This window comes from Kitasatospora sp. NPDC096077 (genome assembly GCF_040303245.1).
In the GTDB taxonomy this organism is placed as follows: Bacteria; Actinomycetota; Actinomycetes; order Streptomycetales; family Streptomycetaceae; genus Kitasatospora.
On sequence record NZ_JBEOSV010000059.1, the window covers coordinates 6,235 to 28,664 of the forward strand.

At 72.2% G+C, this 22,430-nt stretch carries 21 protein-coding genes and 1 pseudogene; 12 read left to right on the forward strand and 10 right to left on the reverse strand.

Going from position 1 to position 22,430, the window contains the following annotated elements; translation table 11 throughout:
• Positions 1-849: 849 nt before the first annotated feature.
• Positions 850-1,839 (forward strand): aldo/keto reductase, encoded by a 990-nt coding sequence (locus tag ABTZ03_RS33745; RefSeq protein ID WP_350516963.1) that lies wholly within the window; start codon positions 850-852, stop codon positions 1,837-1,839.
• 36 nt (positions 1,840-1,875) lie between these two features.
• Here ABTZ03_RS33745 and ABTZ03_RS44320 read toward each other — a convergent pair.
• From ABTZ03_RS44320 to ABTZ03_RS33775, 7 genes and pseudogenes are all read right to left on the reverse strand, one after another.
• Positions 1,876-2,018: pseudogene (locus tag ABTZ03_RS44320) on the reverse strand (IS630 family transposase); the annotation flags it as partial.
• A 212-nt stretch (positions 2,019-2,230) separates the two neighbouring features.
• The gene (locus ABTZ03_RS33750) at positions 2,231-2,806 is read right to left on the reverse strand and encodes a hypothetical protein (RefSeq protein ID WP_350516964.1); all 576 of its coding nucleotides are present in this window, start codon (positions 2,804-2,806) and stop codon (positions 2,231-2,233) included.
• A gap of 161 nt (positions 2,807-2,967) precedes the next feature.
• Entirely contained in the window at positions 2,968-3,600 is a 633-nt protein-coding gene (locus ABTZ03_RS33755; protein WP_350516965.1) for a hypothetical protein, read from the reverse strand.
• A 220-nt stretch (positions 3,601-3,820) separates the two neighbouring features.
• A complete protein-coding gene (locus ABTZ03_RS33760; RefSeq protein WP_350516966.1) occupies positions 3,821-4,717 on the reverse strand; it encodes an aldo/keto reductase in 897 nt (298 codons plus the stop codon).
• Entirely contained in the window at positions 4,714-5,901 is a 1,188-nt protein-coding gene (locus tag ABTZ03_RS33765) for a cupin domain-containing protein (RefSeq protein WP_350516967.1), read from the reverse strand. The genes ABTZ03_RS33760 and ABTZ03_RS33765 overlap by 4 nt, the downstream gene beginning before the upstream one ends.
• 13 nt (positions 5,902-5,914) lie before the next feature.
• Positions 5,915-6,055, reverse strand: coding sequence for a hypothetical protein (locus tag ABTZ03_RS33770; RefSeq protein WP_350516968.1), 141 nt, complete (start codon positions 6,053-6,055; stop codon positions 5,915-5,917).
• Positions 6,056-6,238: 183 nt separating this feature from the next.
• Positions 6,239-6,733 carry an ATP-binding protein gene (locus tag ABTZ03_RS33775; RefSeq protein WP_350516969.1) on the reverse strand — a complete coding sequence of 165 codons (495 nt, stop codon included), beginning with the start codon at positions 6,731-6,733 and terminating at the stop codon, positions 6,239-6,241.
• A 203-nt stretch (positions 6,734-6,936) separates the two neighbouring features.
• Between ABTZ03_RS33775 and ABTZ03_RS33780 the strand changes: the two genes are divergently transcribed.
• Complete coding sequence (locus ABTZ03_RS33780; protein WP_350516970.1) at positions 6,937-8,244, forward strand: helix-turn-helix transcriptional regulator; 1,308 nt, start codon at positions 6,937-6,939, stop codon at positions 8,242-8,244.
• Positions 8,241-9,059, forward strand: coding sequence for a class I SAM-dependent methyltransferase (locus ABTZ03_RS33785; RefSeq protein WP_350516971.1), 819 nt, complete (start codon positions 8,241-8,243; stop codon positions 9,057-9,059). Before ABTZ03_RS33780 ends, ABTZ03_RS33785 begins: the two co-directional genes overlap by 4 nt.
• Before the next feature lie 160 nt (positions 9,060-9,219).
• On the opposite strand, the gene ABTZ03_RS33790 is transcribed toward ABTZ03_RS33785, so the two are convergent.
• Positions 9,220-10,179: an acyl-ACP desaturase gene (locus ABTZ03_RS33790; protein WP_350516972.1), complete on the reverse strand. Its 960-nt coding sequence runs from the start codon at positions 10,177-10,179 to the stop codon at positions 9,220-9,222.
• A 239-nt stretch (positions 10,180-10,418) separates the two neighbouring features.
• On the opposite strand from ABTZ03_RS33790, the gene ABTZ03_RS33795 reads away from it, so the two are divergent.
• The 3 genes from ABTZ03_RS33795 (at position 10,419) to ABTZ03_RS33805 (ending at position 14,193) form a co-directional block, all read left to right on the forward strand.
• Positions 10,419-11,168 (forward strand): flavoprotein, encoded by a 750-nt coding sequence (locus ABTZ03_RS33795; protein WP_350516973.1) that lies wholly within the window; start codon positions 10,419-10,421, stop codon positions 11,166-11,168.
• Positions 11,165-12,874, forward strand: a complete 1,710-nt coding sequence (locus ABTZ03_RS33800) for a 5-guanidino-2-oxopentanoate decarboxylase (protein ID WP_350516974.1) — start codon at positions 11,165-11,167, stop codon at positions 12,872-12,874. Before ABTZ03_RS33795 ends, ABTZ03_RS33800 begins: the two co-directional genes overlap by 4 nt.
• A 65-nt stretch (positions 12,875-12,939) precedes the next feature.
• On the forward strand, positions 12,940-14,193 hold the full coding sequence (locus ABTZ03_RS33805) for a Glu/Leu/Phe/Val dehydrogenase dimerization domain-containing protein (RefSeq protein WP_350516975.1): 1,254 nt from the start codon (positions 12,940-12,942) through the stop codon (positions 14,191-14,193).
• A gap of 191 nt (positions 14,194-14,384) precedes the next feature.
• Here the strand turns inward: ABTZ03_RS33805 and ABTZ03_RS33810 are convergent, their stop codons facing one another.
• Both ABTZ03_RS33810 and ABTZ03_RS33815 read right to left on the reverse strand, forming a co-directional pair.
• On the reverse strand, positions 14,385-14,675 hold the full coding sequence (locus ABTZ03_RS33810; RefSeq protein WP_350516976.1) for an acyl carrier protein: 291 nt from the start codon (positions 14,673-14,675) through the stop codon (positions 14,385-14,387).
• Positions 14,672-15,370: a LuxR C-terminal-related transcriptional regulator gene (locus ABTZ03_RS33815; protein WP_350516977.1), complete on the reverse strand. Its 699-nt coding sequence runs from the start codon at positions 15,368-15,370 to the stop codon at positions 14,672-14,674. Before ABTZ03_RS33815 ends, ABTZ03_RS33810 begins: the two co-directional genes overlap by 4 nt.
• Before the next feature lie 277 nt (positions 15,371-15,647).
• Between ABTZ03_RS33815 and lanKC the strand changes: the two genes are divergently transcribed.
• From lanKC to ABTZ03_RS33845, 6 genes are all read left to right on the forward strand, one after another.
• Positions 15,648-18,275 carry a class III lanthionine synthetase LanKC gene (gene lanKC, locus ABTZ03_RS33820; protein ID WP_350516978.1) on the forward strand — a complete coding sequence of 876 codons (2,628 nt, stop codon included), beginning with the start codon at positions 15,648-15,650 and terminating at the stop codon, positions 18,273-18,275.
• Positions 18,276-18,357: 82 nt separating this feature from the next.
• Complete coding sequence (locus ABTZ03_RS33825; RefSeq protein WP_197972667.1) at positions 18,358-18,450, forward strand: class III lanthipeptide; 93 nt, start codon at positions 18,358-18,360, stop codon at positions 18,448-18,450.
• Positions 18,451-18,664: 214 nt separating this feature from the next.
• Positions 18,665-18,757: a class III lanthipeptide gene (locus tag ABTZ03_RS33830; RefSeq protein ID WP_197972667.1), complete on the forward strand. Its 93-nt coding sequence runs from the start codon at positions 18,665-18,667 to the stop codon at positions 18,755-18,757.
• A 202-nt stretch (positions 18,758-18,959) separates the two neighbouring features.
• Entirely contained in the window at positions 18,960-20,423 is a 1,464-nt protein-coding gene (locus tag ABTZ03_RS33835) for a class I adenylate-forming enzyme family protein (RefSeq protein WP_350516979.1), read from the forward strand.
• A 105-nt stretch (positions 20,424-20,528) separates the two neighbouring features.
• Complete coding sequence (gene fabF, locus ABTZ03_RS33840; RefSeq protein WP_350516980.1) at positions 20,529-21,791, forward strand: beta-ketoacyl-ACP synthase II; 1,263 nt, start codon at positions 20,529-20,531, stop codon at positions 21,789-21,791.
• Positions 21,791-22,429, forward strand: a complete 639-nt coding sequence (locus ABTZ03_RS33845; protein WP_350516981.1) for a GNAT family N-acetyltransferase — start codon at positions 21,791-21,793, stop codon at positions 22,427-22,429. Before fabF ends, ABTZ03_RS33845 begins: the two co-directional genes overlap by 1 nt.
• The last annotated feature ends 1 nt before the right edge of the window (position 22,430 follow it).

A 22,430-nucleotide genomic window follows, 5' to 3' on the forward strand; every position in this document is an offset into this window, starting at 1 on the left:
GCCGGGGCCGCTCGAGCGGCCCCGGCACACCCGCCTGCGAGATATCTGTCCGAAGACTAGATATCAGTAGCCACAGGTGACGAGCACCGTGAACTCCGCGGTCTCGTCGTCCAGCTCGTCCAGGTCCCAGGTGGTGTTCTCCATGTCGATGCACCTCCGCAGTAGAAGTTTCCCCCGTCACTTGGGGCGACCTGAGCATTGCAGGCTGCTTGACGGTCCGCAAGGGGCGCAACCAAAGGGAATTGCGAAGTCCGTTAACTGGAGAGACTGTTGCAACTCGATTTGGCAGCCTGCCGGAGGGGGGCAACTTCTGTCGCCAGTAAAGATGTAGCCGGAGCACTGGCCTCCGTCCGGGCATCGCGCCGGTCGGGGGAGCCGGCGGACATCGCAGCGGATCATGGCCAAGGTCGGCCGGCGGTGTCACGCCGAGAGGGGGGCCAGGGTCGCCCGACCTCCGAAGCGGGCGGTACCTCCGTGATCTGACGGATAGTCAGAAAGCTTCTATGCCAAGGTTTTTCTTGCAGTCTCCACAGCAGGTTGTTAGTCTCCCCGTCGGACTGGGCGTGCGAGCCGGCAGGGCCAGGGCGGGGCGGAAGAGCGCCCGGAGCAGGAGTTCACGGAGTTGCAGGCCGGGCACTTCTCCGAGATCGGGGTTTCGACCGCCCGTCGCAGGCCTGCGCGAACGGACGGGAGTTGAGGAGCCGGGAAGGCCGCGTTTAATGCGTCCGCCGTCTCGGTTGACGTTGCACCTCAGGCAGCCTTGAAGGAGCCCCTGGGTGGGTGTCGTCCCAGCAGGTCATATTCGACGTCCGAGTGATCCGAGCGCGACTGTAGGGCATGGGAGCGAAAATGCAATACCGCAGGATCGGTCGATCCGAGCTCAAGGTGTCATCGATCGGTCTCGGCTGCATGGGAATGTCGGAATTCTACGGCCCCATCGATAGTGCCGAGTCGATCACGGTGATCCATCGGGCCCTGGATCTCGGTGTGACCATGCTCGATACCGCCAGCTCTTATGGCGTCGGCCATAACGAGTCACTCGTCGGCAAGGCGATCGCCGGCCGCCGCGAGGAGTTGGTACTCGCCAGCAAATGCGGCATCGTCCGTGAGGGTGAGGATGGCGGGAAGCGGCGAATCGACAACTCTCCCGCCTATGTGCGGAGTGCAGTGGATTCCTCACTGAAGCGGCTCGGTGTCGACCACATCGATCTTTACTATATTCATCGGCGCGATCCGCAGGTACCAATCGAAGAACCGATCGGAGCACTGGCAGAGCTTGTTCAGGCCGGCAAGATCCGCGCCATCGGTCTGTCGGAAGTCGGCGCCGAAACCCTGCGGCGAGCGCATGCGGTACATCCGGTCGCAGCACTTCAAAGCGAGTACTCGCTCGCTTCGCGGGACATCGAGGAGCAGATCCTTCCGGTGGCCAGCGAGCTGGGAGTGTCCGTCGTGGCGTACTCCCCGCTCGGTCGCAGCCTCCTCACCGGTCGGGTCCGTGAGGCCGACGTCTTCGGTGAGGATGATCTCCGTTGCTACAACCCGCGGTTCGTGGGAAAGAACCTCGCAGCGAATGTCCGGTTGGCATCCCGGTTGGCCGAGGTGGCCGTGGACGTGGGATGCACTCCTGCACAGCTTGCCCTTGCCTGGTTGCTCGCCCAGGATCCCGGGCTGATCGTCATTCCCGGCACCAAGAAGGCCACTTACCTGGAGGAGAACGCGGGAGCTGCCGAGATCGAGCTCGATGACGCTCAATTGGCGGCCATCGAGGAAGCCTTCCCTCGTGGAGCGTTCTTCGGTCTTCGCAACCACCCCAGTGTGATGCCCACATTAGAGCTGTGAAGCGGCCCCTCCGGGCGCCGCCTTGATGGCCGAGCGGCGTCCGCTCGGCGTCACGATCGGGGTGCGGCCACGCCGGCCCCAGGTGCGTCCCTTCGGCGGTCTGCGGGTGAAGCCTGCCTCGTCCTCGAAACAGATGTAGCCCCCGCAGGCCGCCCGCGCTCTTCTGCCTCCTTCCAGGTACTGCGACCATCCTGCCTCGTGCACGGACTTGGCGAGGCCGGTCCGGGCGAGGCCCCCTTCACCGCGAGGCCATCCGCGTACAGCGCTTGGCTGTCGCGCACGAGTCGTGTGGATTCCTTCTGGTACCGGTCCCGGCGGCGGTCGGCCACGCGGGCGTGCTGCCGCGCGACCGTCTTCCGGGCCTTCGCCCGGTTCTTGCTGCAGGTCACTGTCAGTTGTCGAACCAAACGACGAGTCGGACGTTTTCTCCACCATGGACATCGGCGAGGGCGCTCATGGCCTTCCACACCGGTGCCCACTCGCCGTCTTCCGGCACGGCGTCCCGGCGCACCATTCGTACGACGCGGAGCAGGATCCCGTCCTCGATCCACTCAGCCCCTTCCGGCCTGCCTTGGTGGCCACGGAACGACTTGCCCGTCCGCACCCAATCCCGGTCCGGCGTGCGTGTGTACTCGTGTACGCGCTCGTCCACGGCCTCGGCGGGTTCGTCCCAGTCCACCGTGGCCAGTTCGGCCCAGCTGATCCAGGACGGGCTGTGCCCATCGGGGTCCCATTCCTGACACGCCTGTCGGGTCCGGGACGACACGTCGGCGGGAATGCCTCGATCTCCGGCCAGCGGGCGGAAGCCGGCATGGTTCCGGACGCCGAACAGGCAGCCGAAGGCGTCGTAGCTTCGACCGCCGTACAGCAGGTCCAGGTCCATCGCCGCATGCCAGCGCGCCTTGCCTTCGTCGAGCGTTCCGTAAGTGGCCCGGCACTCGACGAACCCGTGTATGTCGGCTCCCATACGTCCGGATTCTCCGGGCCGGACGGGCAGACTGCCAGGAGTTTTCCGCGGCGTCCGACCCGGGTGGATGCGTCGAGCCGCCGACAGGGTCTGGCGTACGACGAACGTGGCCGTTGCTGTGCTCAGGGCGGGGCGAGTTGCCGTGTTGGATACCCCAAGGGCTAATCGGCGCGGTTCCCCCGACCGGAGGGCCGGGCGGCGTTGGTGAGCTCGGAGAGCCGCCTCCGCAGGGGTTCCTCCAGGTCGAGGTTGTCGCCTCGGGTGGTGGTCTGCAGGAGTTCGGTGATGACCGCAAGTTCGGCGAACCTTCCTGCGGGCGTGTCGAGGATGTGCCCGAGGCGCCGCCGGATTTCGGCAGCGGTGTCGGGGACCAGGAGGCTGTAGGAGTAAAGCAGCGCGGCGTCGTAGCCGGCTGGTGCGATGCCCCAGCCTTCCCAGTCTAGGACGGTGAGGGTCGGACCGGTGAGGTTGGCCCAGTGCAGGTCGCCGTGAGCGGTCGTCCAGGCGGGCGCCTTGGTGTCGATCGGGATGCCCAGGTACTGGGGCATGGCGCGGTCCAGGTATTCCTGCCGGACCGCCACCCGGTCGCTGGGAACGGTGGCAATGGTGTCGAGGGCGGTGCTGAGTTCGTCCCACCAGGCGTCGTCCAGGTCGGGCGCTTTCCGGAGGATCGGCGCGTGGGTGGTGATGGTGAGGGCGGTGATCTTGTCGTACAGCTCCGCCAGGTAGCCGTGCTCGCCCTCGGTCCAGGTGTGCCGCTCCCGCAGGCGCGGCCTGGGTACCGCAGGGGGCATGAGTCGTTCTGCCTCCTGCGGTCCCTCCCAGAGTTTTCCGCCGGCTTTGTCGGCCGGGGCTGACACCAGGCGGAGCCAGCCGTCTCCGGATGAGGTGGCGACCGGACGGCTGAGGGTTCGTCCGCGCCAGCCCCAGGCTTCGCGGGAGCCGGTAGGCGTCGCGTCGAGCGCCGCTGCTGCTGCGGCGTGCATCCCGCGCATCCGCCTGGCGGTGTCCGGCTCAGGTTCCGAGTACATCAACGACCCTTCGGAGTACGTCCGGAGACAAGGGCGGTCGGCCGACGGCTTCGGCGGCCCGCACCCAGTGTTCCGGGTTCCCCGTCGACAGGAGCACGCGCTTCACTCCGGGGGCTGAAGCGACGACGGCGAGGGCGGCTTCGGCAGGGGTCTTGCCAGGGGCGATCAGCTCCAACAGTTCGGGGGTCACCATGTCGGGGATCTCGCCGCCGTGGAGTGGGGCGGAGGCGAAGACCTCCAGTCCCGAAGCCAGGGCAGCGGTCAGCGGGCCGTGTCCGTCGAGAGCCTGGGCGACGGGCGCAAGGTGGACGAGGGAGACCGGGAGCTGGATGGCCCGCAGGTGGTGGTCGGGGCCGCCGGCCTTGGCCGCGAGTTCGATCAGCGTGGGTACGTCGAAGAGGCCGCTGCTGAAACCGCGCCAGGTCGCCACTCCGTAGGCACTGGTGACCTGTTGGCTGCACGCCTCCTCCAGGGCCAGGAAGGCGTTGTAGAGCCGGTCGGTGATCTCGTCGTCGGGGCAGCCGTGTTCGGGGTTGTGCACGAACACCAGGTCGGGTGCCCGGCCGAGCATGCGCCTGCTGCGCGCGAGTTGCCAGGCGATGTAGTCCGGGGTGAGGCAGTGCCCGCGGTCGGCGTCGGCAGCGGACAGGGCACCGGCTCGCACACCGATGTGCCTGGCGTCGGCCGGGACGAAGCCCACCTTGGTGGAGACGCGCAGATCCGGGTAGGCAGCCAGAACCACGGCGAGCGAGGTCTCCGCCCGGCCGCCTGCGTAGTTGGGCGCGGTGTCCACCCAGTCGGCACCCCGGGACGCGGCCATCAGCGCGGCCTCGGCCACATCGGGGCAGCGGTAGGTGCCGAGGCCCAGCCGGGCCGTCATCGCGCACCTCCGATCGCGGCGGCCTGGCCGTCGACCAGCCCCGTCACGACACCGGCCGCCTGCCCGAGCGTGATGCCTGCGGCCTGCGCGAGATCGGCCAGCCGGTGAGGTTCCCCGCCGGCGAGGAGCGCGAGCATCGGCTCGGCCTTGGCGGCGAACGTCCACTCCTCACCGCCGGCGGTCAGCCGGACGGTGCCGTCGGCCCCAGTCGCCAGCACGGGTCGTGTGGTGACCAGACGCACCTGGAGGTCGGCGTCCGGCGGAGCCGCCGTGATGTGCGGCAGCGACGGCACGAGCCGGGCTCGCTCGGTGGCGTCACGCGCGGAGGAGAAGCGGGCGATCAGGTCGTCACTCTCCAACTCGGCCGCGAGGAGCTTGCCGATCGTGTTGAGGAAGGAGCGCTGCTCCTCGGCGGTCCCGAAGCGCGGGAGGTCCGCCCGGACCGCCTCGTGGGCGCGCAACGTCTCCGACAGCCAGGTGATCAGATCGGCACCCGTCGTGCTCTGCAGCCCGCACGTGACATGCAGCGAGTGCTGGCCCTCGGACGCGGCGACGGCGTGCCACCAGCCGCGGGGCAGATAGAGCACATCTCCGGCGGTGAGGACCAGATCGGCGACGGGCTCCTCGGGCGGCGGTTCGGGCGTCTCGACGTCGCGGTGCATGGGCACCGTGCGGGTGGGGCCGTAGATGCGCCAGCGCTTCGCGCCGTCGAGCTGGACGACGACCACGTCGTGATCGTCCCAGTGGACACCGAAGCCTTCGACACCGGTCCAGGAACCGTACAGGTTGACCTGCACGCCGGTTCGCAGCCACCGCTCCAACTGGCCGGCCAGAGCACCGATTCCGGGGTGCAGCTCGTCAACGGCGTCCAGCACCAGCGTGGCGCCCTCAGCCAGACGCCGGTGCAACTCGGAGGGCTGGAGCTGGTGCCAGACGGTGCTCCGCCGAGTGACGATCGGCCGGGAGTACGTGTGCGCGGGCAGCTGCTCCCCGTTGGTGGCGAGTCGGAAGCGAGGGGGCTCGAACCGGTGGTGGGTCAGGATGGCGTTGAGGTCATCCCAGCTCATGAGTCCGGCGAGTGACGCGGCTTCGCCGCGTGCGACCTTGAAGCTGCGGCCGAGCGTCCGGGCGAGGAAGTCATCCCCGCCCAGACGCTCGACCACCGAGAAGCGCTCGGCGGCCATCGTGATGCAGCTGTCAGTCGTTGGTGTCGGTTCGGCCGGTGGAGCCGCCGTCCGACGGCTGCTCGCCGCGCGAGCGGGCCGCGGCGACCTTCGCATGGGCGACCAGGAGGCCGTCGCCCTCCAGCTCGGTGGTGTTCGTCAGGTTCTCGGGCATGGAGCACTCCTTCGGAGTCGTGGGGCGGGCAGACCTCCCGGCCCCGTCGTGGGTGCAGCGATGGATCCGTTGCCGGGGCAGGTCGCCGTCGGCAAGGAACCTCAGGTGCTTACGCCGCGTGGCTGTTGACCAGCGCGGGCACCTGCATCCCCCCGGCCCGCGTCGGGGTCGGAGGAAGTCTTGTCAGATGCTGGTCGGCACGACGTCCCGTGCCGTCGGGGCAGCGGCCCTCACCAGCGCGGTGAGCCGCTCGTCGCCCGAAATGGCAGCGGTGGTGCCGACCTCGAACCAGATCCGTTTGCCGGCGGGGTCCGGCTCGACGCCCCAGTCCGTCGCGAGCGCTGCCACCAGGAACAGCCCTCGCCCGCCTGTGGCGCCGAGATCGATCCCGCCCGCAGCCGGCAGCTCGTGGCCGACATCCGTCACCTCCACACGCAGCCGCTCACCGCCCCAGGACACGCACACGATGCACGGGGCGTCCGTGTGGCACACGGCGTTGGTGATCAGCTCGCTGGACAGCAACTCGACATCGCGGAGCGCGTCCTCCGCCAGCGGCAAGCCCCAACCGCGCACGGCCCGTATCACCCGCCGCCGGGCGTCCGGCACGGCCTCAGTACTGGGCAGCACCCGAAAGCCGAACGGGGCGGGGGCAGTGGCTCGGCGGGTGGTGACGGACATGAGCGCGGACCTTTCACCGGGACGAGGTCGGCAGCGGGCCGATTCACGCCGGGATTCACCCGGCAGGTATCTACGGAACCGCCTCCAACGCCGGTGAACCAGAGCAGAATTGAGGCGCCAATGAGGCATCCGTGCTGCAAACCCGGCCATGAGCTGGCCTGTTATGGCTACGGACGAACTGACGTACCTCTGGAGGACGCGGGATGGCATCCAGGAGGTCCCGGCTGATCCAGCGCAGGGAGGCTGTCGGCCACACCCAGGAATCCCTGGCCGAAGCCCTTGCCGTGGACCGCACGACCGTGGGGCGGTGGGAGAGCGGTAGAGGCGCTCCGCAGCCCTGGATGCGGCCGATGCTCGCCCGCGCCCTGGGCCTCTCGGCCGACCAGTTGGCCGACCTGCTGGCAGTACCCCCTGCAGCCGCCGAAGCAGTTCCACTGTCCAGCAGCGTCGGTGACGCCTCGGCTCTTGTGCCTGTCCGGCGCGCAGGCCGCCATCTCGTCGTGGCTGTGGCAGCCGACTCGGCGGAGTCCGCGCTCTTCCTCCGCTTCGCCAGCGCGTCCAACGTGGACGACACTCTGCTCGAACAAATCGACGCGGACATCGCGAGGCTGGCAGGGGACTACGTGAGCAAGCCGGTGTCCGAGCTCTTCCACGACATCGGAACCCTCCGGCGAGGAGTGTTCGACTTACTCCGAGGCCGCCAACACCCCTACCAGACAAGCCATCTCTACCTGCAGGCCGGACGCCTCTGCGGGCTGGCCACCCATGTCGCCCTCGACCTCGGCCAATACACAGCTGCGGCCACCCATTCGCGAACGGCCTGGCGCTGCGCGGAGTCGGCCGGCCACAACGGTCTCCGGGCCTGGATCCGATCCGTCCAGTCCCTGATCGCCTACTGGCAGCAGGACCACCGCCAGGCCGCCGAGCTGGCCAGAGCCGGACTGCCGTACGCGGACAGCGGGACGATCGCAGCTCGTCTGTTCAGCCTCGAAGCACGGGCCACCGCCGCGCTCGGCGACAGCGCGAGCGCGCTACGGGCCGTCGAGGCCGCCAGGACCGCAAGGAGCGCAGTGGCCGACGTTGATCTCCCGGGCGTGTTCACGTTCCCCGAGGCCAAGCAGTGGGCCTACGCAGGCACTGCCCTCCTTGCAATCGACACCCACCGTCACGTGAACCGCGCCATCGAGGCGTCCTCAAGGGCCATCAGCCTGTACGAGTCCGCACCGCAACAGGAACAGTCCTCCGGCGACCTGCTGGCCGCCCGCCTCGACCTTGCCAACGCCCACCTCGCCCACGGTGACCTCGACGGCGTGCAGGAGAAGCTATCGGTGGTGTTGGACGCCGCACCGGACCGGCGAACAGCGAGCATCTCCAGTCGCCTCCGTGCACTGAGCACTCGTCTCGCTGAACCCGCCTACGCGGGCTCCCCGCTCGTCCTGAGCCTCCGTGAAGATGTCAGAGAAGCCTGCTCTCGCCCCGCACTCACGAACCCTCCGGAGCTGCCCCAGTGACGAGCAACACCGCACAGCAGGACGCCGCAGTCGCCGACAAGTCCATCCTCGCGAACAGCGCGTACGCCGACGGACGCCACCTGGCCGCCCGCCAGTCCATCTACCGGTGGCAGCAGCCGCAGTACGACCTGCCCGGGATCGTCGTCGAAGAGCTGGTCGACACCGAGGGGACTGTCCTCGACATCGGCTGCGGCAACGGCAAGTTCGTCAACCGCCTGCACAAGGACCGGCCGGACCTCCAGGTCGTCGGGATGGACATCTCGGCGGGCATCCTCGCCGACGTCGAGAAGCCGGTCCTGGTGGCCGATGCCCAGGCCCTGCCCTTCGCCGACGACAGCGCCGACGCGGTACTGGCCCTGCACATGCTGTACCACGTCAGCGACATCGAGGCCACGATCAAGGAACTGGCCCGCATCCTCCGGCCCGGCGGCGTGCTCATCGCCTCGACCAACAGCGACACCGACAAGCAGGAACTCGATCAGCTCTGGGCCAGGGCCGCAGGAGACGTTCTCGGGATTCCCGAGGGGCCGGCACGGGTCTCCCTGAGCTCCCGCTTCTCCCTGGAGAAGGCCCGCAGCTACCTGGGGACGGCGTTCAAGGACGTCCGGGTCCGGAGACTGCCCGGCACCATCGAGATCACCGACCCAGCGCCAATCGTTGCCCACCTGGCCTCCTACGAGGCGTGGGCCGATCAATGCGGTGTCCCGTTCCACGAGACTGTCGGTCGGGCGGCAGAGATGGCTGCCGTCACCATCGAAACCGAGGGCTCATTCAAGATCACATGTCTTGGCGGCATCCTGGTCTGCCAGCCGTGACGGAGATCTGTACCCGCCGGCTTCGCCGCGTCCTGTGGCGGCGCACCGCTGAGCACGATGAGCCACGGGTGTGGGGAGGGCCGGCTCCGGGTCGATGCGTTCATCCGTGGCCGGATCCCGTGTCCGTACCGTCCTGTTGTTGCCGTGGACGGGCCCGGGTTCAGCCGTCGGCGTGGGCTCGGTCGCGGGCGGCGGTGCGGGAGAGGACGACGGCGCGGTGTTCGTCGAAGCGGGCCGCCTGGACGGCCAGGTCGTCGAGGTGGCGGCCCAGGTGGTCCTGGTGGCGGCGGCCCTCGGGGCCGAGGTCGGAGCGGTGCAGGGCGTCGAAGTGGCGCAGTACGGGCTGCAGCACCTCGTCGTGGTGGATCCGGAGGTTGTAGATGTCGCCGACGGCCATCCGGGCCGCGGCGCGGGTGAACCCGGGGATGCCTGCGCCGGGCATGGCGAAGGAGGAGACCACCCGGCTGATCGCCCGCATGGTGCGGTCGGGCTCGGCCTCCAGGGCCGCCGCCAGGACGTTGCGGTAGAACACCATGTGCAGGTTCTCGTCCATGGCGACCCGGGTGAGCAGGCGTTCGCAGACCGGATCGCCGGACACCCGGCCGGTGTTGCGGTGCGAGATCCGGGTGGCGAGCTCCTGGAAGGCGACGTAGGCGATGTTCTCCAGCACGCCGACGTCGTTGGGCGGCGGGGCGGCGGTCATGTGGGCCATCCGGGCCCGTTCGAGGTCCACGGGGTCGATCGCGCGGGATGCCAGCAGGTAGTCCCGGATCACCACCGAGTGCCGCGCCTCCTCGGCGGTCCACTGGCGCACCCAGGTGCCCCAGGCGCCGTCCGCGCCGAAGAGGGTGGCGAACTGGTGGTGGTAGGACGGCAGGTTGTCCTCGGTCAGCAGGTTCACCTTCAGGGCGATCGCCGCCAGTTCGCCGACCGGTGACTGCTCGCGCGCCCAGGGCTCGCCGCCGAGCTCCCCGGCGAAGTCACGGCCGCGGCTCCACGGGACGTACTCGTGCGGGAACCACTCCCGGGCGGCGGCGAGGTGCCGGTCGAGTTCCTTCTCGACGACCTCCTCCAGGGTCCGGAGGACGTCGGAATCCGTGGGCGGGGCAGGGGAGTTCATCGGTCGACTCGTCTCACTCGGGTGGCGTTGCGATCGATTCACCGGGCCGGTTCCGTCGAACGATAGGCAGCGCCGGCCGGGGCGGGCAAACCTCCGGCGCTCCGCCGGGACGAAATCGTTGGAAGGTTGGCGGGGCGTAGTTCGAAAGGTGACGGCCGGGTCCTTCGTGCGGCGGATCCGTGATCGATGGTCTGCGGGTCGAATGGGACGGCAGGATTCCGGCGTTCCCGAGGAGAGCGATGTCCGCAGTGCCCGAGATGTCCGCAGCGCCCGAGGAAAGCGGTAGGACCGAGGGGGTCGGCGGGACCGAGGGGACCGGCCGGCCCGCGGCCAAGGCCGGGCCGCCCGCCATCGAACTGCCCCGCTCCCGGCTCCTGTTGGTGGGCTCGGGCGCCTTCGGCGTGACGGCGCTGCCGAGTTGGGCGGTGCTGATGCGGATGTGGTACGGCTGGGACGTCCGGGCCTGTCTGACGTACGCGGCCGCTCAGTTGGTCGCCCCGCAGGCGCTCGCGGCGGCCACCCAGGCGCCCGTGGAGGGGCCGGACTGGGACACCGCCCGCGGGATCGTGCCGCACCAGGAGCTGGCGGAGTGGCCGGACCTGGTGATCGTCGCCCCGGCCACCGCGAACTTCGTCGCCAAGTGCGCCCTCGGCATGCCGGACAGCCTGGCGCTGAGCACGGTGCTGGCCACCCGGGCGCCCGTGGTGCTCGCCCCCAGCATCCCGGCCGGGGCGCTGGAGCGGCCCGCCGTCCGGCGCAACCTGCGGACGCTGGCGGAGGACGGCTTCCACGTGACGCCCATGCAGCCGGGGCTGTCGGCCCACAAGGCGAAGGTCGGGGTGGCGTCGGGGATGCCGGACATCCAGACCACGCTGCGGTTCGCCGCCTCGGTGCTCCGGCCGGACGCCGCGCCGCAGGAGGCCGGGGCCGACCGGAGCGCCCCGGCCGGTGCCCCGACCGGTGCCCTGGTCGGCGCCGCGCGGGCATGACGGCGGACCCGGCCGTCGCCCGCCGGGCCGTCCGCCGGGCGGCCCCGAGCTGTGCGCGGCTGCTGGTGGACCGGCTGGTGGCGCACGGCGCCGACACGGTGTTCGGCATCCCCGGGACGCACAGCCTGGGCCTGTACGAGGCCCTCGCCGACTCCCCGCTGCGTCATGTGACGACCCGCCACGAGCAGGGCGCGGGGTACGCCGCGGACGGGTACGCGCGGGTCACCGGCCGCCCGGGCGTGGTGTTCACCACGAGCGGGCCCGGCCTGCTGAACGCCGCCGCCGCCGTCGGGCAGGCGTACTCCGACTCGGTGCCGCTGCTGGTGGTCTCACCGGGCATGCCGCGCGGGCACCGGCCGGGCACGGGCGCGCTGCACGAGGTCAAGGACCAGCGCGGGGTGATGGCGGCACTGTGCGGCTGGAGCCGCCGGGTCGGCTCGGCGGCGGAACTGCTGGACGCGCTGGACGAGGCGTACGCGGGGTTCGGCGCCGCCAGGGCCCGGCCGGTGCACGTCGAAGTCCCGGTGGACCTCCTCGACGCACCGGCCGACGGGCCGTCGCCCGCCGACCCGCCGCCCGCCGAGCCGCCACGGTACGAACCGTCGCCCGCCGGGCTCGCCGCTGCCGCCGCGGTGCTGGCCGCCGCGCGCCGCCCGTTGTTCGTCGCGGGCGGGGGAGCCGTCACCGCCGGGCCCGAACTGGCGGAGCTGGCCGCCCTGGTGGGCGCCGCCGTGGTGACCACCGTCAACGGCAAGGGGGTGTTCCCGGAGGACCACCCGTCGTCGTTGGGCGCCGGACTGCACCTGGCGGCGGTGCACGCCGCGCTCGCCGAGGCCGACGCCGCCCTGGCGGTCGGCACCGAGCTGTCGCCCGCCGACACCTGGGACCGGCCGCTCGCCGTGCCCGGCCCGCTGGTCCGGGTGGACCTCGACCCGGGGCAGCTGCACCGCAACGCCGAGGCCACCCACCCGTTGTGCGGGCCGGCCGGCCCGGTGCTGGCGGCACTCGTGGGGGCCGTGCGGGCCGCGCTGCCCGCCGGGCACCGGCCGCCGGGCCCGCAGCTGGCCCGTTGGCGGGCCGCCGTCCGGGCCGAGGGCGATCGGCTGGCCGCGCCGTGGGCCGGGCTGGTCGGGCGGCTGCGGGCCGCGCTGCCCGCCGGGGCCGTGCTGGTCAACGACAGCGCCCAGGTCTGCTACTACGGCGCCACCACGGCCTTCCGGGTGGCCGGGCCGCGACGCTTCCTCTACCCCACCGGCTTCGGCACGCTCGGCTACGCGCTGCCCGCCGCGATCGGCGCGTGCACGGCCCGCCCGGACACACCGGTGGTGGCGCTCTGCGGGGACGGCGGGCTGCAGTTCACGCTGAACGAGCTGGCCACCGCCGTCGAACTGCGGCTGCCGCTGCCGGTCGTGGTGGTGGACAACGGCGGCTACGGCGAGATCCGCGCGCAGATGAGCGGGCGCGGCTTCCGCCCGCTGGCCGTGGACGTGCCCGGGCCCGACCCGGTCGCGCTGGCCCGCGCCTTCGGCGCCGCCGGGGTGCACGCGGCGTCCCCGGCCGAGGCCGCCCGGGCGGTGGCGGCCGCACTGCGGGCCGACGGACCGACCGTCGTCGCCATCCGGGAGTCCGACTGTCGGGAGCCCGGCTGCCGGGAGTCCGCCTGCCGGGAGTCCGCCTGCCGGGAGTCCGACTGTCGGGCCGCGTGAGCCGCGACACCCCCTCCGCACGATCGCAGGACCGCCAGCCCGTACGTCCGTCCAAGGGAGTCCTCATGCCGAACCGCCTCGCCCACCCCGCCGCCCCGCCGACCGTCACTCACAGCGCCCCCAGTGCCCCACCAACCACCGTGTCCGACAAGACAGTTGACGTCACCCCCGACGGCCCCCACCTGAGCGTCGTGTGGCGCGACGAGCCCACCGGCGCGCGCGGCTACCTGGTGGTCGACCGGCTGCGCCGCGGGGTGGCCAGCGGCGGACTGCGGATGCGGGCCGGCTGCACCCTGGCCGAAGTGACCGACCTGGCCGCCCTGATGACGCTCAAGGAGGCGCTGGTCCGCTCGCCCGACGACCGCTACCAGCCCTTCGGTGGCGCGAAGGGCGGCATCGACTTCGATCCCCGGGACCCGGCCGCCCAAGATGTCCTGAACCGGTACATCGCGGCGATGCGACCCCTGATCGCCACCCGGTGGGCGCTGGGCGAGGACCTGGGGCTGCACCAGTCGGACATCGACGCGGCGGTCACGGCGGCCGGCCTGCGCTCCTCGGTGCAGGCCGCCCTGCCGTTCGTGCCGGACGGCGCCGGCACGGGTCTGCGGCGGCTGGCGGAGGCCTTCGCCGCCGAGGTGGACGGCATCGGACTCGGCGACCTGGTCGGCGGGTTCGGGGTGGCCCAGGCGGTGCTGGCGGTGCTCGCCGACCGGGGCGAGCCGGCCGCCGGGCGGACGGCCTTCGTGCAGGGCTTCGGCTCGATGGGCGGCGCGACGGCCCGCTACCTGGCCCGGGCCGGGATCCGGGTGGTGGGCGTCTGCGACGCGGAGGGCGTGGTGGCCAGTGCGGACGGACTGGACGTGGAGCGGTTGTTGGCGACCCGGACGGCGGACGGCCGGATCGACCGGAGCGCGCTGCGCCCCGGCGACGTCGTCCTGTCGGGGGCGCACTGGCTGGCGGTGGACTGCGACGTGCTGGTCACCGCCGCCGTCTCGTACGCGGTGGACGAGGGCAACGCCGACGCGGTGCGCGCCCGGTACCTGGTCGAGGCGGCGAACGCCTCCGTGACGGCGGCGGCGGAGCGGCGGCTGCTGGCGCGCGGCGTCCTGGTACTGCCGGACTTCCTGGCCAACTGCGCGGCGAACAGCTGGTGGTGGTGGACCCTCTTCGGGGACGTCGAGCCGACCCCGGCGAGCGCGTTCGGGCGGATCGGGCGCACCATGCGGGAGTTGTGCGGTCAGGTGCTGGCCGGGGCCCGGGCCGAGTCGGTGGCGCCCCGGGAGATCGCCCGCCGGATCGCCGAGGCCAACGCCCGGTGACCGCCGGCCGGCCGCTGACGACGGGCGGCGAACCGGCCACCGAACGACCTGCACGTGGGGACGGGCAAGCACGCCCGAGGGCGGGCCGGCTCCGCAACCGCGGAACCGACCCGCCCGCCCGAGCACCCCGGCCGGCCTCGGGTCGAGGTCCTGCCCCGACCCCGGGCCGAGGCCGAGGTCGCGCCCCGGCCTCAGGCCGAGGCCGCGCGCTGCTTCTGGACGAAGGCGACCAGTTCGCCGACCGTGAGCAGCTTGATGAAGTCGTCGTCGGGGATCGCCACCTCGAAGTGGTCCTCCAGCGAGACGCCGAACTCGACCATGAGCAGCGAGTCCACGTCGAGGTCGTCCCGGAACCGGGCCTCCGGCGTGATGGCCTCGGCCGGGACCTCGGCGATCTCCACGAGCAGGGCGGCGACCGCGTCGAAGAGGTCCCGGTCGAAGGCGTCGGCGGGCCGGGCGGTGTCGGTGGGCTGGACGGTCATGGTGCGATTCCCATCTGTGTGTGACGGATCGGATCGGTGCTGCGACCGCGGTGTCCGGCCCGCTGCCCAGGCCGGACGCTACGGGCGCGGAGCGCCGCCTCCACGCGGCTGCGCAGGCCCAACTTGGCCAGGACGCGGCTGACATGGGTTTTCACCGTGTTCTCGGAGACGGTGAGGATGCGGGCGATCTCCAGGTTGGACAGGCCCTGGCCGACGTACACCAGGACCTGGTGCTCGCGTGGTGTGAGCAGTTCGTCGAAGCGGTCCTCGGGTTCGTCCGGGTCCTCGGGTGCGTGCAGCGCCGCGGCGCGCACCAGGGGCCTGATCACGCTCGGGTCCATGAAGCCCAGACCGTCGGCGATCAGCCGGATGGCGTGGAGCAGTTGGCCGGCGTCGGTGTTCATCGGCAGCAGGCCGACGGCGCCGGCGTTCATGATGCGCAGGGCCGTCGCGTCCACCGTGCTGGGGGTGAGCCACAGCACGTCGGTGGAGCCGTGTTCGGCGATGTCCCTGGTCACCTCCGGATTGCCGAACTCCGTGCTGCCGCCGCAGACCACGGCGACGTCCGGGCGGAGCAGCCGGGTGAGTTGGACGGCCTGGCAGCCGGAAGCGGCCTCCGCGACGACGGACATGTCGTCGGTTCCGTGCAGGATCTGTACGATGCCGGCCCGGGCGAGTCCTTCCGTGTGTGCCACCAGCAGTTGAATTTTCATTCGCTGAACCCCCGATTCGGATGCCCGGCGTCCGCATGAGCAGACTTCTGGCACCCATCTGCGAGTCATCCCAACATCATCTTCTGGCAAAGTGATCCTCCTTTCGGGCGACCCGGAATGTAAACGAAAGAACTAGCCGAGTTCACTGGCTGGAATGATGCGCATGCCGGTGGTGACCAGCATGCTTGGGACCGCCCCGCCGACAGATAGCCGTCGGCGGGCCGTCAGGACCCAGGTCGTGCACCGTCGGGGAGGTCAAGTGATCGAGCAGCGCCAGCTGTACGGCTGGGCGGACCTGGTGTTCTACGAGACTCCCGGCGCCTGGTCCAGCGCCGAGGAGGGCTTCGCGGTGACGGACCGTCCGGCGCCGGCGGGTTGGAGCCGGTCCGGGCAGGACGTCTGGGTCTCGCTCAAGCCGGACGGTTCCGAACTTCCCGGCCAGGGCTGGAAGATCCACGTCTCCGCGTTGGCCGGCCACGCCGACCGGATCCTCGACGTGGTGTGGCGCTACTGCACCGAAAACCGAATACCGTTCAAATTCCTGCGCGACCGCCAGCTGTTCCGGCTCTACAACTCCAAGTACATGCCCCGGCAGGCCAGCGGAAAGCTGATCACCCTCTACCCGGTCGGGGACGAACAGCTCCGGAACACCCTGGAACAGCTCGACGCCCTGCTCGCGGACTGCGAGGGGCCGTACGTCCTCAGCGACCTGCGCTGGGAGTCCGGCCCACTGCACGTGCGCTACGGCGGCTTCCGCCGCCGCTTCTGCACCGACGCCCAGGGCGACCGGGTGCTCGCGGTCGAGGACCCGGACGGCGTCCTCGTCCCGGACCGGCGCGGCCCCGGGCGCCACGCCCCGTCCTGGGTCGACCTCCCCGACTTCCTCCGGCCGCAGCTGGAGCGCCGACGCGGCGGGGCGGGCCTGCCATACCGGGTGCTGCGCGCCCTGCACTTCTCCAACGGCGGCGGCGTCTACCTCGCCGAGCGGCTCGCCGACGGCCGGCCGGTGGTGCTCAAGGAGGCCCGCCCCGGCGCCGGCCTCGACCTGGCCGGCCAGGACGCCGTCACCCGGCTGCGCCGCGAGCGCCGGGCCCTGGAGCAACTGGCCGGCGTGCCCGGGGTGCCCGAGCTGTACGACTACGTCGAGGCCGGCGGCCACGAGTTCCTCGCCATGGAGAAGATGCCCGGCGACATCCTCTGGCTCTGGCTGGCCACCTTCCACCCCATGGTGCACTTCGGCACCGGCCGGGCCGAGGAGGCCGAGTACACCGCCAAGGCCGTGGACCTGGCCGACCGGCTCGGGAAACTGCTGGACGCCGTGCACCGACGCGGCCTGGTCTTCGGCGACCTCCACCCCGGCAACATCCTGGTCACCCCGGACGGCCGGCTCTCACTGATCGACTTCGAGGCCGCCTACGCCGCCGACGAGCCCGACGCCCGGCCCGCGCTCGGCGCCCAGGGCTTCACCGCGCCCCCCGGCGTGACCGGCACCGCCGTCGACGACCACGCCCTCGCCCTGCTCCGGCTCTGGCTGTTCCTGCCGGTCAACCGGCTGCTGCCGCTCTCCCGGACCAAGCTCGCGGAGACCGTCGACGCGGTGGAACGGCGCTTCGCCGACCTGCCGGAGGGCTTCATCGCCCGGCTGCGCGCCGACACCGCGCCGCCCGCCACCCCGGGGACGGCCCCGATGCCGTCACCGCTGCCCGCGGCGCTGGTCCGACGCCGGGCCGAACTGCTCGACCCGCCGCTGGACGTGGACCTCGACGCGGCGGAACCGGACTGGGACGCCGTCAGCACCTCGCTGGCCCAGGCCGTCCTGCTCAGCGCCACCCCCGAACGCACCGACCGGCTCTTCCCCGGGGACGTCCAGCAGTTCCTGCACGACGGGCTCAACCTGGCCCACGGCGCGGCCGGCGTGCTGTGGGCGCTGGACGCCGCCGGCGCCGGACGCTTCCCCGAGCACGAGCAGTGGCTGCTCGACCGCCTCGCCGAGGCCCCGCCGCTACGGCGCGGCCTCTACACCGGCCGGTACGGCATCGCGTACGTCCTGGACGGCCTCGGCCACCACGACGAGGCGGCCAAGCTGCTCGCCGACGCCGGGGACGCGCCGGACACCGCCGCGGCCGGCCTCTACGCCGGCACCGCCGGCGAGGGCCTGACCCACCTGCACCTCGCCCGCCGGCACGGCGACGACGGCCACCTGCGGCAGGCCGCCGCGCGCGCCGACCGGATCGAACGGCTGCTGCGCCAACCGGACCACCCGGCCGCCCCGACGGCCGCCCGCGCGGGCCTGATGCACGGCTGGTCCGGCTGCGCGCTGTTCCTGCTGCGGATGCACCAGGCGGGCGGCGACCCCCGCCACCTGGAGCTGGCCTTCGAGGCGCTGCACCGGGACCTGTCCGTGCTGGTCACCCGCTCCAACGGCAGCGTGCAGGTGGCCGACCGGGGCGTGCGCACCCTCGCCTACCTGGAGGTGGGCAGCGGCGGGATCGCCCTGGTCGCGGACGAACTGCTGGACGCGCGCCCCGACCCCGCCGTCGAGGAGGTGCTGCCGGCCATCCGGCGGGCCTGCCAGACCGAGTACGTCACCGAACCGCACCTGCTGAACGGCCGCAGCGGCCTGATGGCCACCGCCGCCCGGCTCGCCCACCGCGACCCCGGGACGGAGGCCCGCGAGGCGGTCGAGCGCCACCTGCGCCGCCTCACCTGGCACAAGCTGTCCTACCGGGGCCGGCTGGCCTTCCCCGGCGACCAGTCGTACCGGCTCTCCATGGACCTGGCCACCGGCAACGCCGGGGTGCTGCTCGGGATCCGCGCCGCCGTCGACGGCACCGGGCCGTTCCTGCCCTTCTTCACGCCCCGCCCGGTGGCCGCGCGCCGCAGCTGACCCGCGCCGCGCCCACCCCCCTGGACGTGGCCGTGCCCGACCGGGCCCGGCCCCCGCGCGACACCACGAGAGGAGGTGCGACATGACCGAGTCCGTTCTCGACCTCCAGGAGCTGGAGACCTCCGAGGAGGAGACCGCCCTGATGGCGGCCAGCGCTTCCAGCTGGAACTGCTGACACCGGCCGCCGCGCACCGCGGCGCGGTCGAAGGCCCCCGACATCCCGGAGGGAGGTGCGACATGACCGAATCGGTTCTGGACCTCCAGGAGCTGGAGACCTCCGAGGAGGAGACCGCCCTGATGGCGGCCAGCGTCTCCAGCTGGAGCTGCTGAAACCGTCCGGCCGCAGGCCGGGCCGGCGACCCCCGAGTACCGGGAAGGAGGTGTACGACATGACCGAGTCCGTTCTGGACCTCCAGGAGCTGGAGACCTCCGAGGAGGAGACCGCCCTGATGGCGGCCAGCGCGTCCAGCTGGAACTGCTGAGACGCCGTCCGGTGAGGAAACAGCGGTATGGCGTGAGCCGACTGCAATTCGGCTCACGCCATACCCGTCCACGCTACCGCGCACGGGCGTCCCCGTCCGGGCCGTTCCCGTCCGGACCGTCCCCCGACGGGACCGTTCCTGCCGCCGGGACCCGCCCGCCGTCGCCCCGTACCGGCCCACCCACCAGGAGAGCGACCGCCCCATGCCGATGAGGATCGCCGACCCCCTCGGGTCCGCCGAGGCCGTCGACGCCGAGGCCCGCGCCGCGGCCGTGGCCCGCGCACTGCGCGGACACGGCGTCCGCGCCGGCGACCGCGTCCTGGTCAAGGCCGGCAACTCCGCGCTCTACCCGGCGCTGCTGTTCGCCCTGATCCACCTGGACGCCTCGGTCGTCCTGCTCGACGCCGAGCACACCGGGGCGGCCACCGCCCGGATCGCCGAACTCGCCGGGATCCGCTGGGCGGTCCTGGACCGCCCGGACGAGGCCCCGCCCGGCGTCACCGCGCTGTCCACGGCGGAGCTGTCCGCGGTCGAGCTGTCCGGGCCGGCGGAGCTGTCCGCGGTCGAGCTGTCCGGGCCGGCGGAGCTGTCCGGGCCGGTCGAGCTGTCCGACCGGGCGTGGCGGCAGCGTCGCGACGCGCTCGTCCTGTGGTCCTCCGGCTCCACCGGCGAGCCGAAGGGCATCGTCAAGTCCGGCCGGGCCGTCCTGGAGAACCTGGAGCGCACCCGGCGGATGATGGGCTACGGCCCCGGGGACGTCCTCCTCCCGCTGCTGCCCTTCTCCCACCAGTACGGCATGTCGCTGCTGCTGCTCGCCCGGATGGCCGGCGCCACGCTGCTGACCGTCCCCTACACCCGGCTCGACCGCGCGCTGCCGCTGGCCGCCGCCCACGGGGCCACCGTCGTGGACGCCACCCCGGCCACCTACCTGAGCATGCTCAACCTGGACGAGCGCCGGCCCGGCCTGCTCGCCGCCCTGGACCGGGTCCGGCTCTGGTGCACCGGCGGCGCGCCGATGGACGGCGGCCTCGGCCGGCGCTTCAAGGCCGCCACCGGGGCGCCGCTGCTGGACGGCTACGGCAGCACCGAGGCCGGCAACGTCGCGTTCGCCACCCCGGACAACCCGGTCGCCTGCGGCCGGGTGCTGGACGGCGTCCAGGTGCTGGTCACGGACGAGACGGGAGCCCCGCTGCCGCCCGGCGAAACCGGCGAACTGCGGCTGCTGACCCCCGATCTGATGGCGGGCTACCTGACCGGTCCGGACACCCTCGTGCCGCCCGCCGCCGGACCGTACCGGACGGGCGACCTGGGCCGGCTGGACGCGGCCGGCAACCTGACCGTGCTGGGCCGGCGCTTCGCCGTCCACCGGCTCGGCCACACCCTCTACCCGGAGGTGCTGGAGCACCGGGCCGCCGCCTGCGGCCGGCCGGTCAAGATCATCCCGCTGGCGGACGCCCGGCGCGGCCACGAGCTGGTCTTCGTGGTCGCCGACCCGGGCGGCGGGGAGGCCCGGCACTGGCGGGAGCGGATCTGCGCCCACCTCGCCCCCTTCGAACAGCCCAACCACGTCCTGGTGGTGGACCGCTTCCCGGTCACCCGCCGGGGCAAGACCGACGTCCCCGCGCTCACCGCCCGGGTCGTGCGCACCCTCGCCCACCGGCCGTAGCCGCCGGGCCGCCGTCGCCCTTCGGACCCCGCCGTCGCTCTTCGGACCCCGCCGTCCGGAGCGCACCGCACCGCACCGGATCGTACGAACGAAATGGAAGGCCCCATGTCCAGCACCGCTGAACACCCGCCGCGCCGACGCGTCGTCATCACCGGCGCCGGCGCCCTCACGGCGACCGGCGCCACGGTGGACGCGTACTGGTCCGCCCTGGTCGACGGGCGCAGCGGCGTCGGCCCGATCACCGCCTTCGACGCCTCCGACCTGCCCACCCGGATCGCCGCCGAGGTCACCGGCTTCGAGCCGACCCGCTTCATGACCGGCATCGAGGCGCGCCGGATGGACCGCTTCGCCCAGTTCGCCGTCGTCGCGGCGGCCGAGGCCGTCGCGCAGTCCGGGCTCACCGCCGAGGCCGGCGGCGGGGAGCGGATCGGCGTCCTGGTCGGCTCCGGCTACGGCGCCAACATCGCCGGCATCGAGGCCCTGGAACGGCTGCGGGTGCGCGGTCCGCGCGGCGTGCCCACCTCCTACGCGATCGGCGGCTCCCCGGACAACCCGTCCGCCGAGATCGCCATGCGGTACGGCTTCGAGGGCCCGAGCGGGGCGATCATCACCGCCTGCGCCACCGGCACCACCTGCGTCGGCGAGGCCGTGGACCTGATCCGGGCCGGCCGGGTGGACGCCGTGGTCGCCGGCGGCACCGACGACCCGATCACCCGGCTCGACGTCGCCGCCATGTCCAACGTCCGCGCGCTGTCCCGCCGCAACGACGAACCGGCCCGCGCCAGCCGCCCGTTCGACCGGGGCCGGGACGGCTTCGTGCTCGGCGCGGGCGCCGGCGTCCTGGTCGTCGAGGACGCCGAGCACGCGATCCGGCGCGGTGCCCCCGTCCTCGGCGAGATCCTCGGCTACGGCGCCACCACCGACGCCTACCACTCCTCCGCCCCGCACCCGGAGGGCCGGGGCGCCCAGCGGGCCCTGCGGCTCGCGCTGGCCGACGCCGCCCTCGCCCCCGGGGACATCGACTACGTCAATGCGCACGGCACCAGCACCGCGCTCAACGACTCCACCGAGATCGCCGCGCTGCGCGCCGTCCTCGGCGACCACGCCCCCCGGATCCCGATCAGCTCGCAGAAGTCGATGATCGGCCACCTGATCGGCGCCGCCGGAGCGGTCGAACTCATCGCCACCCTGCGGACCCTGGCCACCGGGATCGTCCCGCCCACGCTCAACTGCGAGGACCCGGAGGACCCGGAGCTCGACTTCGTGCCCCACGAGGCCCGGCGGCACGAGGTGCGCACCGCGCTCACCAACTCCTTCGGCTTCGGCGGCCACAACGCGGTCCTCGCGGTCCGCCGTTGGGAGCCGTGATGCGCGGCGACCTGGTGGCCCTGGAGACCTGCACCGACGAGGACTTCCAGCTGATCGTGGACTGGACCGGGAGCCGGGTCGGCACCTACTCCTCCGGATCCCCGCAGTTCCTCTCCGCCGAACTGCTGCGCGACGCCGTCCGGCAGGGCGGCATGCACTACCTCATGGTCGCCACCCACGACGGCACCCGGGTCGGCGCCGTCAACTGGGGGCCGCTGGCCTACGAGGGCAGCTACACCATCGGCTCGGCGATCGGCGTGACCGGGCTGTGGAGCCAGGGGTACGGCGTCGAGGCGAACGTGCTGCTGCTCAACTACCTGTTCCACGCCAAGAATGCGCACCGGGTCCAGCTCACCCTGGGCCTGCACAACCGGCAGATGGTGCAGATCATCACCCACGGCGGGTTCACCGTCGAAGGGGTGCTGCGCGACTACTTCTTCCTCGACGGCCGGCACTGGGACGCGGTGGTCTGCTCGCTGCTGCGCGACGAGTTCTACGCGCTCGCCCGCACGTCCGAACTCGGCCTGGCCGCCGACGTCGTGCCCGCCGGGGAGAAGGCCGAGGCCCGGCGGCTCTTCCTGGAACACCTGGACCGCACCGGCGCCGGCTACCTGCGCGACGTCCACGAGCGCCGCTGAC

Coding starts and splice junctions, on each gene's coding strand:
- ABTZ03_RS33825 (WP_197972667.1), top strand. CDS start 18,358: ATGACCGAGTCCGTTCTCGACCTCCAGGAGCTGGAGACCTCCGAGGAG.
- ABTZ03_RS33795 (WP_350516973.1), top strand. CDS start 10,419: ATGTCCGCAGTGCCCGAGATGTCCGCAGCGCCCGAGGAAAGCGGTAGG.
- ABTZ03_RS33765 (WP_350516967.1), bottom strand. CDS start 5,901: ATGGCCGCCGAGCGCTTCTCGGTGGTCGAGCGTCTGGGCGGGGATGAC.
- ABTZ03_RS33750 (WP_350516964.1), bottom strand. CDS start 2,806: ATGGGAGCCGACATACACGGGTTCGTCGAGTGCCGGGCCACTTACGGA.
- ABTZ03_RS33845 (WP_350516981.1), top strand. CDS start 21,791: ATGCGCGGCGACCTGGTGGCCCTGGAGACCTGCACCGACGAGGACTTC.
- ABTZ03_RS33780 (WP_350516970.1), top strand. CDS start 6,937: ATGGCATCCAGGAGGTCCCGGCTGATCCAGCGCAGGGAGGCTGTCGGC.
- ABTZ03_RS33835 (WP_350516979.1), top strand. CDS start 18,960: ATGCCGATGAGGATCGCCGACCCCCTCGGGTCCGCCGAGGCCGTCGAC.
- ABTZ03_RS33760 (WP_350516966.1), bottom strand. CDS start 4,717: ATGACGGCCCGGCTGGGCCTCGGCACCTACCGCTGCCCCGATGTGGCC.
- ABTZ03_RS33745 (WP_350516963.1), top strand. CDS start 850: ATGCAATACCGCAGGATCGGTCGATCCGAGCTCAAGGTGTCATCGATC.
- ABTZ03_RS33830 (WP_197972667.1), top strand. CDS start 18,665: ATGACCGAGTCCGTTCTGGACCTCCAGGAGCTGGAGACCTCCGAGGAG.
- ABTZ03_RS33790 (WP_350516972.1), bottom strand. CDS start 10,179: ATGAACTCCCCTGCCCCGCCCACGGATTCCGACGTCCTCCGGACCCTG.
- ABTZ03_RS33755 (WP_350516965.1), bottom strand. CDS start 3,600: ATGCCCCCTGCGGTACCCAGGCCGCGCCTGCGGGAGCGGCACACCTGG.
- ABTZ03_RS33775 (WP_350516969.1), bottom strand. CDS start 6,733: ATGTCCGTCACCACCCGCCGAGCCACTGCCCCCGCCCCGTTCGGCTTT.
- ABTZ03_RS33770 (WP_350516968.1), bottom strand. CDS start 6,055: ATGCCCGAGAACCTGACGAACACCACCGAGCTGGAGGGCGACGGCCTC.
- ABTZ03_RS33805 (WP_350516975.1), top strand. CDS start 12,940: ATGCCGAACCGCCTCGCCCACCCCGCCGCCCCGCCGACCGTCACTCAC.
- ABTZ03_RS33810 (WP_350516976.1), bottom strand. CDS start 14,675: ATGACCGTCCAGCCCACCGACACCGCCCGGCCCGCCGACGCCTTCGAC.
- fabF (WP_350516980.1), top strand. CDS start 20,529: ATGTCCAGCACCGCTGAACACCCGCCGCGCCGACGCGTCGTCATCACC.
- ABTZ03_RS33800 (WP_350516974.1), top strand. CDS start 11,165: ATGACGGCGGACCCGGCCGTCGCCCGCCGGGCCGTCCGCCGGGCGGCC.